This window comes from Hydrogenophaga sp. 70-12, from assembly GCF_001897365.1.
Lineage (GTDB): Bacteria > Pseudomonadota > Gammaproteobacteria > Burkholderiales > Burkholderiaceae_C > Hydrogenophaga > Hydrogenophaga borbori.
The window spans coordinates 17,278-31,994 of record NZ_MKSS01000344.1; the positions used below are offsets into that span (position 1 = coordinate 17,278).

General features: G+C 70.5%; 12 protein-coding genes. 8 read left to right on the forward strand and 4 right to left on the reverse strand.

The genetic code is table 11. The features are described from left to right. Positions 1–25: 25 nt before the first annotated feature. The 6 genes from infB to BGO22_RS17810 are packed head-to-tail and all read left to right on the forward strand — an operon-like array spanning position 26 to position 8,234. Positions 26–2,875 carry a translation initiation factor IF-2 gene (infB, locus tag BGO22_RS17785; RefSeq protein WP_070398621.1) on the forward strand — a complete coding sequence of 950 codons (2,850 nt, stop codon included), beginning with the start codon at positions 26–28 and terminating at the stop codon, positions 2,873–2,875. 26 nt (positions 2,876–2,901) lie between these two features. Next, a complete protein-coding gene (gene rbfA / locus BGO22_RS17790) occupies positions 2,902–3,276 on the forward strand; it encodes a 30S ribosome-binding factor RbfA (protein ID WP_070398620.1) in 375 nt (124 codons plus the stop codon). Positions 3,277–3,278: 2 nt separating this feature from the next. Beyond that, entirely contained in the window at positions 3,279–4,253 is a 975-nt protein-coding gene (gene truB, locus BGO22_RS17795; RefSeq protein ID WP_070398619.1) for a tRNA pseudouridine(55) synthase TruB, read from the forward strand. Beyond that, complete coding sequence (gene typA, locus BGO22_RS17800; RefSeq protein ID WP_070398618.1) at positions 4,250–6,076, forward strand: translational GTPase TypA; 1,827 nt, start codon at positions 4,250–4,252, stop codon at positions 6,074–6,076. The genes truB and typA overlap by 4 nt, the downstream gene beginning before the upstream one ends. 7 nt (positions 6,077–6,083) lie before the next feature. Further along, positions 6,084–7,109, forward strand: a complete 1,026-nt coding sequence (locus BGO22_RS17805; RefSeq protein ID WP_070398617.1) for a DMT family transporter — start codon at positions 6,084–6,086, stop codon at positions 7,107–7,109. Positions 7,110–7,139: 30 nt separating this feature from the next. Continuing rightward, complete coding sequence (locus tag BGO22_RS17810; protein WP_204744960.1) at positions 7,140–8,234, forward strand: enoyl-CoA hydratase/isomerase family protein; 1,095 nt, start codon at positions 7,140–7,142, stop codon at positions 8,232–8,234. 42 nt (positions 8,235–8,276) lie between these two features. Here the strand turns inward: BGO22_RS17810 and BGO22_RS17815 are convergent, their stop codons facing one another. Both BGO22_RS17815 and BGO22_RS17820 read right to left on the reverse strand, forming a co-directional pair. Beyond that, positions 8,277–9,632 carry a Kelch repeat-containing protein gene (locus BGO22_RS17815; RefSeq protein WP_175442822.1) on the reverse strand — a complete coding sequence of 452 codons (1,356 nt, stop codon included), beginning with the start codon at positions 9,630–9,632 and terminating at the stop codon, positions 8,277–8,279. Positions 9,633–9,756: 124 nt separating this feature from the next. Further along, complete coding sequence (locus BGO22_RS17820) at positions 9,757–10,632, reverse strand: pirin family protein (RefSeq protein ID WP_070398614.1); 876 nt, start codon at positions 10,630–10,632, stop codon at positions 9,757–9,759. Between the two features lie 114 nt (positions 10,633–10,746). On the opposite strand from BGO22_RS17820, the gene BGO22_RS17825 reads away from it, so the two are divergent. Beyond that, the gene (locus BGO22_RS17825; protein ID WP_070398613.1) at positions 10,747–11,658 is read left to right on the forward strand and encodes a LysR family transcriptional regulator; all 912 of its coding nucleotides are present in this window, start codon (positions 10,747–10,749) and stop codon (positions 11,656–11,658) included. Between the two features lie 31 nt (positions 11,659–11,689). Here the strand turns inward: BGO22_RS17825 and BGO22_RS17830 are convergent, their stop codons facing one another. Then, positions 11,690–12,448 (reverse strand): SDR family oxidoreductase, encoded by a 759-nt coding sequence (locus BGO22_RS17830; RefSeq protein WP_070398612.1) that lies wholly within the window; start codon positions 12,446–12,448, stop codon positions 11,690–11,692. Between the two features lie 147 nt (positions 12,449–12,595). Continuing rightward, complete coding sequence (hpnC, locus tag BGO22_RS17835) at positions 12,596–13,600, reverse strand: squalene synthase HpnC (RefSeq protein ID WP_083293076.1); 1,005 nt, start codon at positions 13,598–13,600, stop codon at positions 12,596–12,598. A 24-nt stretch (positions 13,601–13,624) separates the two neighbouring features. Between hpnC and BGO22_RS17840 the strand changes: the two genes are divergently transcribed. Beyond that, the gene (locus BGO22_RS17840) at positions 13,625–14,713 is read left to right on the forward strand and encodes an efflux RND transporter periplasmic adaptor subunit (RefSeq protein WP_070398611.1); all 1,089 of its coding nucleotides are present in this window, start codon (positions 13,625–13,627) and stop codon (positions 14,711–14,713) included. Positions 14,714–14,717: the final 4 nt, after the last annotated feature.

The window sequence follows — 14,717 nt, forward strand, 5'->3', positions numbered from 1 at the left end:
CGGAGGCCCACGGAGCACAGAACACATGACCAGTAATACCGTCGCCGAATTCGCCGCCGAACTGAACAAGCCCGCCGCCGTGCTGCTGGAGCAGCTGGCGGCCGCCGGCGTGCGCAAGTCCACGCCATCCGACCCCATCACCGAGACGGACAAGCAGCAGCTGCTCGGCCACCTCAAGGCCGCGCACGGCACGGCCGGGGGCGAGCGCAAAAAAATCACGCTGGTCAAGAAGTCCACGTCCGAGATCAAGCAGGCCGACGCCATGGGCCGCGCGCGCACCATCCAGGTGGAGGTGCGCAAGAAGCGCACCTTCATCAAGCGCGACGATGAGCCGGCGGCCGCGCCCGCCGTGGCCGAGGAGCCGGCGGCACCCGCCGCCCCTGTGGTCGATGAAGGCGAACTGGCCCGCCGCGAGGAAGAAGCGCGCCGCCAGGCCGAGCTGATCCGCCGCCAGGAAGAAGAGCTGGCCGCCAAGCGCGCCGCGCGCGAGGCCGAGGAGGCCAAGGCCGCCGCCGAAGCCGCCGCCAAGCAGGAGCGTGAAGCGGCGGCCGCTGCTGCCGCAGCCGCCGCGGCGGCTCCGGCGGTCGAAGAAGCGGCCCCCGCCAAGCCCGCGACCACGGCCGTGAAGGTCAAGGGTCCGGACAAGGAGGCCGCCGCCAAGGCCGCCGCCGACAAGGCGGCCGAGGAACGCAAGGCCGAAGAGCTGCGCGCCGCCGACCTGCAGGAGCGCCGCCGCAAGGCCGAGGCCGAGGCCGCGAACATCCGCGCCATGATGGCCGCGCCGGCCAAGACCCTGGTGGCCAAGAAGCCCGAGCCCCCGGCCGACGCCAAGGCCGGCCTCAAGGGCACGCTGCACAAGCCCGCGGGCACCGCCGCCAAGGCCCCCGCCACTGCGGCGGCGGGTGCGGCCGCGGGTGCCGGCAAGAAAGAGGTCAAGTCCGAGAACCTGTCCTCCACCTGGAAGGACGACGCGGCCAAGAAGAAGGAAATCAAGACCCGTGGCGACACCAGCTCGGGCCGCGGCAACTGGCGCAGCGGCCCGCGCGGCGGTGGCCGCCGTGGCGACTCGCGCGATTCGCGCGACGGCCAGAGCAGCTTCCAGGCACCGGCCGAGTTCAAGCAGATCGAGGTGCACGTGCCCGAGACCATCACGGTCGCCGAGCTCGCGCACAAGATGGCGGTCAAGTCGTCCGAGCTGATCAAGCAACTGATGAAGCTCGGCCAGATGGTCACCATCAACCAGTCGCTGGACCAGGACACCGCGATGATCCTGGTCGAGGAACTGGGCCACAAGGCCGTGGTCGCCGCGCTGGACGACCCCGAGGCCTTCACCGACGAAGAGGTGTCGCAGCAGCAGGCCGAGGCCAAGCCGCGCGCGCCCGTGGTCACCGTCATGGGCCACGTGGACCACGGCAAGACCTCGCTGCTCGACTACATCCGCCGCAGCAAGGTGGCGGCGGGCGAGGCGGGCGGCATCACGCAGCACATCGGCGCCTACCACGTCGACACGCCGCGCGGCATGGTCACCTTCCTCGACACCCCGGGCCACGAGGCTTTCACGGCCATGCGCGCCCGTGGCGCCCAGGCCACCGACATCGTCATCCTGGTCTGCGCTGCCGACGACGGCGTGATGCCGCAGACCAAGGAAGCCATCAAGCACGCCAAGGCGGCCGAGGTGCCCATCGTGGTGGCCATGACCAAGGCCGACAAGCCCGAGGCCAACATCGAGCGCGTGAAGTCCGAGCTCGTGGCCGAGCAGGTCGTGCCCGAGGAGTTCGGCGGTGAGTCGCCCTTCGTGGCCGTGTCGGCCAAGACCGGCATGGGCATCGACGACCTGCTCGAGCAGGTGCTGCTGCAGGCCGAGGTGCTGGAACTCACCGCGCCGGTGGACGCCATGGCCAAGGGCCTGGTGATCGAGGCGCGTCTGGACAAGGGCCGCGGTGCCGTGGCCACGGTGCTGGTGCAGAGCGGCACGCTCAAGGTGGGCGACGTGGTGCTGGCGGGCCAGACCTCGGGCCGCGTGCGCGCCATGCTCGACGAGAACGGCAAGGCCACCAAGGAAGCCGGCCCCTCCATTCCGGTGGAGATCCAGGGCCTGGCCGAGGTGCCGCAGGCGGGCGACGAGTTCATGGTGATGGCCGACGAGCGCCGCGCGCGCGAGATCGCCACCTACCGCGCCGGCAAGTTCCGCAACACCAAGCTGGCCAAGCAGCAGGCCGCCAAGCTGGAGAACATGTTCGCGGACATGGCGGCCGGCGAGGTCAAGACCCTGCCCATCATCATCAAGGCCGACGTGCAGGGCTCGCAGGAAGCGCTGGCCGCTTCGCTGCTCAAGCTCTCCACCGACGAGGTGAAGGTGCAACTCGTGTACGCGGGCGTGGGTGGCATCAGCGAAAGCGACGTCAACCTGGCCATCGCGGCCGGCGCTGTGGTGATCGGCTTCAACGTGCGCGCCGATGCCGGCGCGCGCAAACTGGCCGAGGGCAACGACGTCGACCTGCGCTACTACAACATCATCTACGACGCGGTGGACGAGTTGAAGGCTGCCATGTCGGGCATGCTCGCGCCGGAGAAGCGCGAAGAGGTCATCGGCATGGCCGAGATCCGCACGGTGTTCGTGGCGTCCAAGATCGGCACGGTGGCGGGCTGCATGGTCACGCAGGGCATGGTCACGCGCAGCGCGCACTACCGCCTGCTGCGCGAGAACGTGGTGGTGCACACCGGCGAGCTGGAGTCGCTCAAGCGCCTCAAGGACGACGTGCGCGAGGTCAAGGAAGGCTTCGAGTGCGGTATCAAGCTGCGCAACTACAACGACATCAAAGAGGGCGACCAGCTGGAATTCTTTGAGGTCAAGGAAGTGGCGCGCACGCTGTAATCCACCCGAACCGACAGAGACACACCATGCCCCGCAAGGCCTCGTCCGTTCCCAACCGCGGCTACCGTGTGGCCGACCAGATCCAGCGCGATCTGGCCGAGCTGATCGCGCGCGAGTTGAAGGACCCGCGCGTGGGCATGGTCACGCTCAACGCGGTCGAGGTCACGCCCGACTACGCGCACGCCAAGGTGTTCTTCAGCCTGCTCACGGGCAACCCCGAGGAAACCGCCGAAGGCCTGAACGCCGCGGCGGGCTTCCTGCGCAACGCGCTGTTCAAGCGCCTGCACATCCACACCGTGCCCACGCTGCATTTCGTGTTCGACCGCACCACCGAGCGCGCGGCCGACATGAACGCCTTGATTTCCAAGGCGGTGGCTTCGCGTTCCAAGAACGAGGACTAGCCATGCAGCGCCAACGCACGAGGGTGCAACGGCGCCCCGTGCATGGGGTGCTGCTGCTCGACAAACCGCTGGGCCTGTCCAGCAACCAGGCCTTGCAGAAGGCCAAGTGGCTGCTGCGCGCTGAAAAAGCCGGCCACACCGGCACGCTCGACCCCCTGGCCACGGGCGTTCTGCCGCTGTGTTTTGGCGCGGCCACCAAGTTCAGCCAGCTGCACCTGGACGCCGACAAGACCTACGAAACCACCGTGCGACTGGGCGTGCGCACGCGCACGGCCGACGCCGAGGGCGAGGTCATCGACACCCGCCCCGTGTCGTGCTCCGCCGGCCAGGTGGTGGAGGTGCTGGACCGCTTCATGGGCGAGATCGACCAGGTGCCGCCCATGCACAGTGCGCTCAAGAAGGACGGCAAGGCCCTGTACGAATACGCGCGCGAAGGCGAGACCGTGGCGCGCGAGCCGCGCCGCGTGCGCATCCACGAGATCGAACTGCTCGACATGCGGCTGCAGGGCGAAGCCCCCCAGCTGCGCCTGCGCGTGGTCTGCAGCAAGGGCACCTACATCCGCACGCTCGGCGAAGACATCGGCGAGGCCCTGGGCTGCGGCGGCCACCTGATCGCGCTGCGCCGCGTGGCCACCGGGCCGTTCGGCGTGGCCGACGCCGTCACGCTCGACGCACTTGAGGCGATGGGCGAAGCCGAGCGGCTGGGCGCCCTGAAACCGGTCGAGGCCCTGCTCGAGGGCCATGAACGGATCGCGCTCGACGCCGAGCATGCCGGGCGCTTCCTGAGCGGCGTGCGCCGCCGTGGCGACTGGCCCAACCGCGAGCGCGTGGCCGTCTTCGGCCCTTCGCCCGCCAACCCCACGCCCACCGTCCTGCTGGGCACCGCCCACGTACAGGGCGGCGAACTCATCCCGGGGCGCCTGTTGAGCCCCACCGATATCCAGCAAATCCTCGAAACAGAGGCCCCCGCACCATGAGCAGACCCATCCGCAACATCGCCATCATCGCCCACGTCGACCACGGCAAGACCACCATGGTCGACCAGCTCCTGCGCCAGTCCGGCACCTTCGCCGAGCACGAGAAGGTCGTCGACACCGTGATGGACAACAACGCCATCGAACGCGAGCGTGGCATCACCATCCTGGCCAAGAACTGCGCCGTCAGTTGGAAGGGCACGCACATCAACATCGTCGACACCCCCGGCCACGCGGACTTCGGCGGCGAGGTCGAGCGCGCGCTGTCCATGGTCGATGGCGTGGTGCTGCTGATCGACGCCCAGGAAGGCCCGATGCCGCAGACGCGCTTCGTGACCAAGAAGGCGCTGGCCCTGGGCCTCAAGCCCATCGTGGTGGTGAACAAGGTGGACAAGCCCGGCGCCAATCCCGACAAGGTGATCAACGCCGCCTTCGACCTGTTCGACAAGCTCGGCGCCACCGACGAACAGCTCGACTTCCCCGTGGTCTACGCCTCGGGCATCAACGGCTGGTCCTCGCTGGAGGAAGGCCCGGCGGGTGAGCAATGGGGCCCGGACATGTCGGCCCTGTTCGAGACCGTGCTCAAGCACGTGCCCGCGCACGAAGGCGACCCCGATGCGCCGCTGCAACTGCAGATCTCGGCGCTGGACTACTCCAGCTTCGTGGGGCGCATCGGCGTGGGCCGCATCAACGCCGGCACGCTCAAGCCGTCCATGGACGTGCTGGTGATGGAAGGCCCCGATGGCAAGAGCTTCAAGGGGCGCGTCAACCAGGTGCTGACTTTCCAGGGCCTGGACCGCGTGCAGACCAGCGAGGCCCGCCCCGGCGACATCGTGCTCATCAACGGCATCGAGGACATCGGCATCGGCGTGACCCTGACCGACCCGGCCAATCCCGCGCCGCTGCCCATGCTCAAGGTCGACGAGCCCACGCTGACCATGAACTTCTGCGTCAACACCAGTCCGCTGGCCGGCCGCGAAGGCAAGTTCGTCACCAGCCGCCAGATCTGGGACCGCCTGCAGAAGGAACTGCAGAGCAACGTGGCCCTGCGCGTGAAGGACACCGATGAGGACGGCATCTTCGAGGTGTCGGGCCGCGGCGAACTGCACCTGACCATCCTGATCGAGAACATGCGCCGCGAGGGCTACGAACTGGCCGTGAGCAAGCCGCGCGTGGTGTTCAAGGAGATCAATGGCGAGCGCTACGAGCCCATCGAACTGGTGACGGCCGACGTGGAAGAGCAGCACCAGGGTGGCGTGATGCAGGCCCTGGGCGAGCGCAAGGGCGAGCTCATCAACATGGAGCCTGACGGCCGTGGCCGCGTGCGCCTGGAGTACCGCATCCCGGCGCGTGGCCTGATCGGCTTCAGCAACGAGTTCCTCAACCTCACGCGCGGCTCGGGCCTGATCGCCAACATCTTCGACGGCTACGAGCCGCACAAGGGGGAGGTCGCCGGCCGCAAGAACGGCGTGCTGATCAGCATGGACGACGGCGAGATCTTCAACTACGCCCTGGGCAAGCTCGACGACCGCGGCCGCATGTTCGTCAAGGCCAACGACCCGGTGTACGAAGGCATGATCGTCGGCATCCACAGCCGCGACAACGACCTGGTGGTGAACGCCACGCGCACCAAGCAGCTCACCAACTTCCGCGTCAGCGGCAAGGAAGACGCGATCAAGATCACGCCGCCGATCCAGCTCACGCTGGAGTACGGTGTCGAGTTCATCGAAGACGACGAACTGGTCGAGATCACGCCCAAGAGCATCCGTCTGCGCAAGCGCTTCCTCAAGGAGCACGAGCGCAAGCGCGCCAGCCGCGACAGCTGATCCCGCCATGCCCTTTCGCCTGCTCAGTCGCCTGACGCACACGCAGGCGGTGTTCCTGATGGTCGCGGTGACCTTGATGTGGTCCATCGCCGGCGTGGTCGCGCGCCAGCTCGAATCGGCCGCTCGCTTCGAGGTGACTTTCTGGCGCAGTGCCTTCACCGCGCTGTCGCTGCTGGTGATCTTGCCGCTGTGGCGCTCGGCCGACCGCGCGGCGGGCAGCCTCGAGGACGAACCAGGGCAGGGCCCATGGCAGCGCCACTGGGGCATGCAGCCGGGGTCCGGGGCATTCTGGATGAGCGGTGTGTGCTGGAGCGTGATGTTCACCGCCTTCATGCTGGCGCTGACCTTCACCACCGTGGCCAACGTGCTCGTCATCATGGCGGCGGGACCGCTGTTCACCGCGCTGCTGGCGCGCTTCACGATCGGCCAGACGCTGGCGCCACGGACATGGGCCGCCATCGTGGTCGCGGGCCTGGGCATTGTCTACATGTATGGCAGCCAGTTCCTGCTGGCCTTTGCCCGGCCCGACATCGACACCCGCGCGCTGGTGATCGGCTCGCTGGTGGCGCTGTGCGTGCCCATTGCCGGCGCCATCAACTGGACGGTGATGCAGCGTGGCAAGTCTCAGGGCCGTCACATCGATCTGGTGCCGTCGGTGCTGCTCGGCGGGCTCATCTCGTCCTTGTTCACGCTGCCCATGGCCTTGCCCTTCGAGGCCACGGGCCGCGACATTGCCTGGCTGGCACTGCTGGGCCTGGTGCAGCTGGCCATTCCCTGCGCGCTGGTCGTCGTCTGCTCGCGCGCCCTCAAGGCGCCCGAGGTGTCGCTGCTGGCCCTGTTGGAGGTGATCTTCGGCATCCTGCTCGCCTGGCTGGGTGCGGGAGAAGAGCCCGGTGCCGAGGTGCTGATCGGCGGCAGCCTGGTCATGGGCGCGCTGCTCACCAATGAACTGCTGGGCTGGCGCTCGCGCAGCGTCACCCCCCGCCTACAGACCCTGGACGCCCGCGACGCCCGCGACTCGCGCGGCGCCTGAGGAAGAACCACCATCGCCTGGAGCAACCGCATGTCTTCGACCGAACCGCTCGTGATCACCGAAGTGCAGGGCCGCGTGGGCCTGATCACGCTCCACCGTCCCAAGGCGCTGAACGCCCTGTCGCTGGAGATGATCCGCGCGCTCACGGCCGCGCTGCTGGCTTGGCGCGAGGACCCCGCGGTGCTGGCCGTGGCGATTCGCGGCGTCAACAAGGAAGGCCCCTTCGGCGCCTTCTGCGCGGGCGGCGACATCCGCTTCTTCCACCAGGCGGCGCTGGCCGGCAACCCCGAGCTCGAGGACTTCTTCACCGAGGAGTACGCGCTCAACCACCTGATCCACACCTACCCCAAGCCCTACATCGCCTTCATGGACGGCATCTGCATGGGCGGGGGCATGGGCATTAGCCAGGGCGCCAGCCTGCGCGTGGTGACCGAGCGCAGCAAGCTGGCGATGCCCGAAACCAACATCGGCCTGTTCCCCGACGTGGGTGGTGGCTACTTCCTGAGCCGTTGCGCGGGCCACCTGGGTGAGTACCTGGGCCTCACCGGCCGGATGCTGCAAGGCCGCGAAGCGCTGAGCGCGGGCCTGGCCGACGGCCACATCGAATCGCAGCGCCTGCCCAAGCTCTGGGACAGCCTGGGCGCCACGCCCTTCGAGAACGGCGAGGCCGTGCAGCGCTGGGTGGAAAGCCACCTGCAGGCGCAGGCGCCCGCCGCGCCCTGGCCGGTGGACGAGGTCAACACCGTCTTCGGCCTGGGCTCGGTGCCCGCCATGGTGGCCGCGCTGGGGGCCAGCGGCAGCGAGTGGGCCAAGGAGACGCTGCAGGTGCTGCGCCAGCGCTCACCGCTGATGCTGCACGTGGTGCTGGAGCAGATCCGCCGCGCGCGCCGGGTGGGCCTGGCCGAGGACCTGCGCATGGAGCGCGACCTGGTGCGCCACTGCTTCCACCTGCGCCCGGGCGCGGCGAGCGAAACCGTGGAAGGCGTGCGCGCGCTCGCCATCGACAAGGACCACGCGCCGAAGTGGAACCCGGCGCGCATCGAGGACGTTACGCCCGAACAGGTGGCGGCCTTCTTCGTCTCGCCCTGGCCGGCGCACGCGCACCCGCTGCGCTCGCTGGGCTGAAACCGGCGGACCCACGCGCCAGGCGCGGGGCCCGGCGCGCCCTCAGGGCGTGTAGCGTTCGGTCGAGTTGACCTCGGCCCCGGCGTCAAAGCCGCTCACCACCAGCACCTGGCCGTTGTCGAGTCGACTGGCCACGGCGGACTGACGCACATGGGCCATGGAGGCGGCGCTGGTCCAGACCTTGAGGTCCGGGTTGTAGATCTCGGCGGTGTTCTGGCCGGAGCCACCAGCCAGAAGGACGCGGCCATCGGCCAGCAGCGTCATGGTGGGCAGGCTCCGGCTGCTGTTTCGCGTGCTCGTGGTCCAGGTCGACGTGTGCGGGTCGAATCGCCACGCCGTGGTGCCGGCATCGCTCGTCACGAGCACGCTGCCATCGTCCAATGGCACCGACAGCATGACGTTGCCGCTGCCGCCAAAGGCGATCGGCGTGGTGCCGCTGCCGTCCACCGCGTAGAGCTCGGCCGAGGTGACAAAGCCCCCGCTATTGACCCCGCCCGCGACGAGCAGCGTGGTGCCGCCCGGCAGCAGCTGCGCCGCGTGCTGCGCCCGTGCGGTGGACAAGGGGGTGGGCAGCAAGGTCCAGGTGCCGGTGGCCGGGTCGTACACCTCGGCCGTGCTCGAGAAGCTGGTGGGCGCCGGGCTGCGGAATCCGCCGACGACCAGGACCTTGCCATCGGGCAACACGCTGGCGGTGGGCCGCGTGCGCGCTTCGTTCATGCTGCCCGTGGCCGTCCAGGTATTGGCCACCGGGTCATAGAGTTCGGCGCTGGCCAGTGTGCTGAAGCCGGCGGCATCGCCGCCGAAGACCAGGACACGGCCATTGGCCAGGACCACGGCCGCCGGATCCGCGCGCGCGACGAGCATGGGGGCCGCCGCGCTCCAGCTGCTGCTGGCGGGGTCGTAGATGTCGGCCTCGAAGGACGGGCCGCCGAGGGCATAACCGCCCGCCAGCAGCTGGCGGCCATCGGGCAGGCGCGACAGGGTCGCGTAGTGGCGGGGCGTCGGAACGGTCGCGACGGACGTCCACGCACCGCGCCCCGTGACGGTCAGGCGCAACTGCGTCTGGACCGAGCCCGCGGGGTGGTTGGCGCTGACCGTGTGGCTGGTCTCGCGCTGCAGCGCGGTGGGCGTGCCGGTGATCGCTCCAGTGATCGCGTCGAGGGTCAGCCCGCTGGGCAGGGCCGGCGAAACGGTGAATCCGTTGGCGGAGCCGCCGCTGAGCCGCGCGTGGTTGGTGGCAATGGACTCGCCCACCACGTACAGCGCCCTTGGGGTGTCGTAGGTCAGCGCAGTCGGGCTGGGTGTGCTGGAGTGATTGCCCCCGCAAGCGGCCAGCAGGGCCGCCGCCGACAAGGCCAGGGCCCGCAGCCAGGCCGCGGGCCCTGTTTGATGTTGCACTATGGAATTTGGAGCAATCGAATAGGCCATGGCCGAATCTACCATCGGCGGCCCGCGTGCCCCCATCGCTCGCGCACCAGCAACTGGCCGGCGTGTGCGGTCGACCCTTCGCGCGCTGGCGCCTTCAGGCGCTCGCCGCCAAGCGCCCGAACCGCCCGCTCTGGAAGTCGTGGAAGGCCTGCACGATCTCCTCGCGCGTGTTCATCACGAAGGGACCGTGGCCCACCACGGGTTCCTCGATCGGCTCGCCGCCCAGGAACAGCAGCTTGGCGTCGGTGTTGGCCTCGATCTCCAGCGCGTCGCCGTCGCGCTGGAACTGCACCAGTTGGGCCTCGCGGGCCACGGCCTCGCCGTTGACCAGCACGGTGCCCGCCAGCACCACCAGCGCGGCGGTGTGGCCTTTGATCAGCGGCAGGCGCGCGGTCTTGCCCTGGTTCAGTCGCACGTCCCACACGTCCATGGGCGTGTGCGTGCGCGCCGGGCCGGCGTGGCCGCCGTAGGCGCCCGCGATCACGCGCACGCGGCCCGCGCCCTCGGGCAGGTCCACGCCGGGGATCTGCGCGTCCAGGATGTTCTGGTAGCCGGGCGCTTCCATCTTGCTGCGCGCGGGCAGGTTCACCCACAGCTGCACCATCTCCAGCTGGCCCCCGCGCTGCGTGAACGCGGGCGAGTGGAACTCCTCGTGCAGGATGCCCGAGGCGGCGGTCATCCACTGCACGTCGCCGGGGCCGATGGTGCCGCCCGCGCCGGTGGAGTCGCGGTGCGCCACCTCGCCGTCGTAAACGATGGTCACGGTCTCGAAACCGCGGTGCGGGTGCACCCCCACGCCGCGCGGGCGATCGCTGGGCGGGAATTGCGCCGGGCCGGCGTAGTCGAGCAGCAGGAAGGGGCTGAGCTGGGCGCCGTGGTCACCGTAGCTGAACAGCGAGCGCACGGGAAAACCGTCGCCCACCCAGTGCGGGCGGGGCGCGCTGTAGACCCCTTGGATCGGCTTGAGCATGGATTTCTCCTGAGATCACCACCCCGGTGCAACGGGGAATGGTGAGAGGATATGTGTGGAACGATACCCTGGGTAGATGGCGATAATCGGTCGCAATGTTCTATAGGTGGAACGATGAAGCTGCCCGACCTGAACGACCTCTATTACTACGCCCAGGTGGTGGAGCACGGCGGCTTCGCGGCGGCCAGCCGCGCCCTGGGCGTCCCGAAGTCGCGCCTGAGCCGGCGCATCGCGCTGCTGGAAGAGCGCCTGGGGGCGCGGTTGATCCTGCGCTCCACGCGCAGCTTCTCCGTCACCGACGCGGGTCGCGGTTACTACACGCACTGCCGCGCCATGCTGACCGAGGCCGAGGCGGCCGAGGAGTCCATCGCCGTGGCGCGCGGCGAGCCGCGCGGCGTGGTGCGCATGAGCTGTCCGGTGGCGCTGCTGGCCACGCGCATGGGCGGCATGCTGGCCGACTTCCTGGCGCGCCACCCGCGCGTGGAGCTGCACCTGGAGGAGACCAACCGCCGCGTGGACGTGGTGGCAGAGGGCATCGACCTGGCCGTGCGCGTGCGCCCGCCGCCACTGGAGGACAGCGAACTGGCCATGCGCGTGCTGTCCGAGCGCAGCCAGTGCCTGGTGGCCAGCCCGGCGCTGATCGAGCGCCTGGGCAACCCGCAGGGGCCCGGCGACCTGGCGCGTTTTCCGAGCATGGACCTGGGCCAGCCGCAGGAGGTGCATCAGTGGGTGCTTGAGGGCCCGAACGGCGCACGCGCCGAGGTGCGGCACCAGCCGCGCTATGTCACGCGCGGCATGCTGGCGCTGCGCGCCGCGGCCGTGGCGGGCGTGGGCATCGTGCAGTTGCCGCGCATGATGCTGGCGGCCGAGTTCGGGCCGGGCGAGCTGGTGCCGGTGCTGCCGGGCTGGGCACCGCGGCGCGAGATCGTGCACGCGGTGTTCGCCTCGCGGCGCGGCCAGTTGCCCGCGGTGCGGCTCCTGATCGATCACCTGGCCGAGCGCTTCGCCGCGCTGAGCGAGGACTGAGCCACGAGCGAGCGACAAGAAGGCGGCGGCCTCAGGCCGACGCGGTGGCCCTCGCGGCCAGCCAGGCCTGCAGCGTGGTTGGCGCCAGCCAGGCGCCCGGGCCGGGCAGCAGCGAGTCGGCTTGGAGCGGTGCGCCGAAATAGCCCGCGCCCTCGTCCGTCACGACCTCGCGCCCATCGCCGCGCTGGCGCAGCAGGTCACGCAGCAGCTCGTCCATGGGCCAGGCCTGGGGGCCGGCGATCTCGGTGAGGCCATTCAGGGGTTCTGCCGTGGCGGCGCGCGCCACGGCCGCGGCCACGTCGGACGCGGCGATCGGCTGGATGCCCGCCGAGGGCGCGTGCACGCGCCCGTCCCGGGTGGCGGCGTCGGCGATGGCGCCGAGAAACTCGTGGAACTGCGTGGCGCGCACGATGGTGTGGGGCAGGGCGCCGCCGCGGATCATCTGTTCCTGCGCCAGCTTGGCGAGGAAATAGCCGCTGTCGCGCAGGCGATCGGTGCCGACGACGGACAGCGCCACGACATGGCGCACGCCGGCCGCGGTCGCTTCGTTCAGGAGCTGGCGCGTGGAGGTTTGGAAGAAGTGCATCACCGCCGCCGGCTCGAACGAGGGCGAGTTGCTCACGTCCACCACCACCCGCGCGCCCCGCAGCGCCTGGGGCAGGCCGTCGCCGGTGAGGGTGTTGACGCCGGTGGAGGGAGCGGCGGCCAGCACGTCGTGCCCGCCCTGGCGCAGCAGCGCGCCGACCTGTTGGCCGATGAGGCCAGTGCCTCCGATGATCACGACTTTCATAGGGGTCCTTTGTGTCTGGGGATGGCGAGGACCCGCGGTCTCGGCGCAGGCCGAAGCGGCGTCCTCAGCCCCAAGACGGCGCCGTTGCCCCGCTTGTGACCGGCGCAGCCGACCATCCGTCGGCGGGGCCTTCGCCGCCGGCCCGCATCACATCCAGAGCGCGCGCCACAGCAGCCGCGGCAGCTCGCTCTTGTCGACGGTGACCCGCTGGGCCCAGCTGCGGTGCTGGATGGCGGCGATGCGGTCGAGCACGCGCAGGCCGCCTTGCACCACGAGGCGCAGCTCCCAGCCCGCGCGACCGCCGACCTGGTGCACCAGCGGCGCGCCCATCTGCATCAGGCCGCGCGCCTGCGTGCACAGCTCGGCCACCACGGCCTGGCGCTCGCGCTCGCGTTCGCCGGCGCCGGGCAGGAAGTCCTCCACCGCCACGCCGTGGCGGCGCAGCGTGTCGGCCGGCAGGTACACGCGCTGGCGCGACAGGTCGACACCCAGGTCCTGCCAGAAGTTGATCAGCTGCAGGGCGCTGCAGATGCGGTCGCTGCGTTCCAGCGCGGCGGCGTCCGTCACGCCCCACAGGTGCAGCAGCAGCCGCCCCACCGGGTTGGCCGAGAGCCGGCAGTAGGCGAGCAGCTCGGCCGTGTCGGCGTAGCGGTGGCCGCTGGCGGTGTGGCGCACGTCCTGCTCGAAAGCGCTGATCAGGTCGCGCAGCAGGTCCGCGGGCCAGGCGTGGCGCTGCACGGCGGCGGCCAGGGGCGCGAAGACGGCCTGCCAGCGCGGTGGCACGGGGCGGCCAGCCAGGGCCTCGTCCAGCGCCGCGCGGTAGGCGGCCAGCTCGGCCAGGCGCGTGGTGGCGTCGGCATCGCCTTCGTCGGCGATGTCGTCGGCCGTGCGCGCGAAGCGGTAGAGCGCGGCCACCGCCGGGCGCAGCGGGGCGGGGCAGAGCCAGCTCGCCACCGGGAAGTTCTCGTAGTGCTCGACCGAGGCGCCGAAGGCGGCCGATGCCCCGGGCGGCGCGGTGGCGCCGGGCGCTCTCGCCGTGTCGGGCGCGGCCGTGTCCGTGTCCCCGCTGGGAGGGGCGGTGTCGGAGGGGTGGGGTGTTTGCACTAGAATTTCGGTTACTAACCGGTCAGTCATTAATATCTGGTGCCGCATCCGGCCCGAACGCGGGGGAACTCCATGAAAACGACGCTGATTGTCTGCGTATTGGCCAGCACCGCCGCGCTGGCCGCCTGCGCCCGGCCCGAGCCGGCGCCCGAGCCGGTGCGCGCCGTGAAGCTGCTCACCGTGGGTCCGTCGGTGCTGAACGCCAACAGCGAATACGCCGGCGAAGTTCGTGCCCGGGTCGAATCGCGCCTGGGGTTTCGCGTCGGCGGCAAGCTGGTGGAGCGCCCGGCCGAGGTGGGCCAGCGCGTGAGGGCGGGTCAGCTGCTGGCGCGGCTGGACGCGCAGGACCTGGCGCTGTCCGGCCAGGCCGCGCAGGCCGCGGCCACCGCCGCGCTCACCCAGCGCGACCTGGCGCGCGCCGACCTGGAGCGCTTCAAAGGCCTGCTGGCCCAGGGCTTCGTGAGCCAGGCCGAGATCGACCGTCGCCAGGCCGCGCTGGAAGCGGCCGAGGCCTCCTTGCGCCAGGCCCGCGCACACAGCGCGGTGCAGGGCAACCAGGCGGGCTACGCCCGCCTGCTGGCCGACGCGCCCGGCGTGGTGACGGCCGTGCCGGCCGACCCTGGCCAGGTGGTTCAGGCCGGCAGCCCGGTGGTGGTGCTGGCGCAGGACGGCGAGCGCGACGTGGTTTTCGCCGTGCCCGAGGACCGGCTGGCCCTGGTGCGCCCCGGCACGCGCGCGCGCGTGCGGCCCTGGGCCCATGCCGATGGCAAGGAACTGGAGGCCACCGTGCGCGAGGTGGCGGCCAGCGCCGACCCGGCCACGCGCACCTACCAGGTGAAGCTGGCGCTGCCGGCCGACGCGAAACTGCCGCTGGGCGCCACCGCCTACGTCACGCTGGCCACGGCGCACACCGGTCAGGCCGCCATCACCCTGCCCACCACGGCGGTGATGCAGTCGGCCGAGGGCGATCGCCGCGGCAGCGTGGTGTGGGTGTTCGACGAGGACAAGGGCACCGTGCAGCCGCGCCCCGTGCAGGTGGCCGGCGCCGACGGCAACCGCGTGGTGATCGCGGGCGGCCTGGAGCCGGGTGACGAGGTGGTGGCCACCGGCGGCCATGTGCTCAGCGCGGGCCAGAAGGTCGTGCGCTTCGTGGCGCAATAAGGGC

Excerpts from the sequence above, each read along its gene's own strand:
- BGO22_RS17825 (WP_070398613.1), top strand. The coding sequence starts at position 10,747 with ATGAAGCTGCCCGACCTGAACGACCTCTATTACTACGCCCAGGTGGTG.
- truB (WP_070398619.1), top strand. The coding sequence starts at position 3,279 with ATGCAGCGCCAACGCACGAGGGTGCAACGGCGCCCCGTGCATGGGGTG.
- BGO22_RS17840 (WP_070398611.1), top strand. The coding sequence starts at position 13,625 with ATGAAAACGACGCTGATTGTCTGCGTATTGGCCAGCACCGCCGCGCTG.
- hpnC (WP_083293076.1), bottom strand. The coding sequence starts at position 13,600 with ATGCGGCACCAGATATTAATGACTGACCGGTTAGTAACCGAAATTCTA.
- BGO22_RS17805 (WP_070398617.1), top strand. The coding sequence starts at position 6,084 with ATGCCCTTTCGCCTGCTCAGTCGCCTGACGCACACGCAGGCGGTGTTC.
- BGO22_RS17830 (WP_070398612.1), bottom strand. The coding sequence starts at position 12,448 with ATGAAAGTCGTGATCATCGGAGGCACTGGCCTCATCGGCCAACAGGTC.
- infB (WP_070398621.1), top strand. The coding sequence starts at position 26 with ATGACCAGTAATACCGTCGCCGAATTCGCCGCCGAACTGAACAAGCCC.
- BGO22_RS17820 (WP_070398614.1), bottom strand. The coding sequence starts at position 10,632 with ATGCTCAAGCCGATCCAAGGGGTCTACAGCGCGCCCCGCCCGCACTGG.
- typA (WP_070398618.1), top strand. The coding sequence starts at position 4,250 with ATGAGCAGACCCATCCGCAACATCGCCATCATCGCCCACGTCGACCAC.
- rbfA (WP_070398620.1), top strand. The coding sequence starts at position 2,902 with ATGCCCCGCAAGGCCTCGTCCGTTCCCAACCGCGGCTACCGTGTGGCC.
- BGO22_RS17810 (WP_204744960.1), top strand. The coding sequence starts at position 7,140 with ATGTCTTCGACCGAACCGCTCGTGATCACCGAAGTGCAGGGCCGCGTG.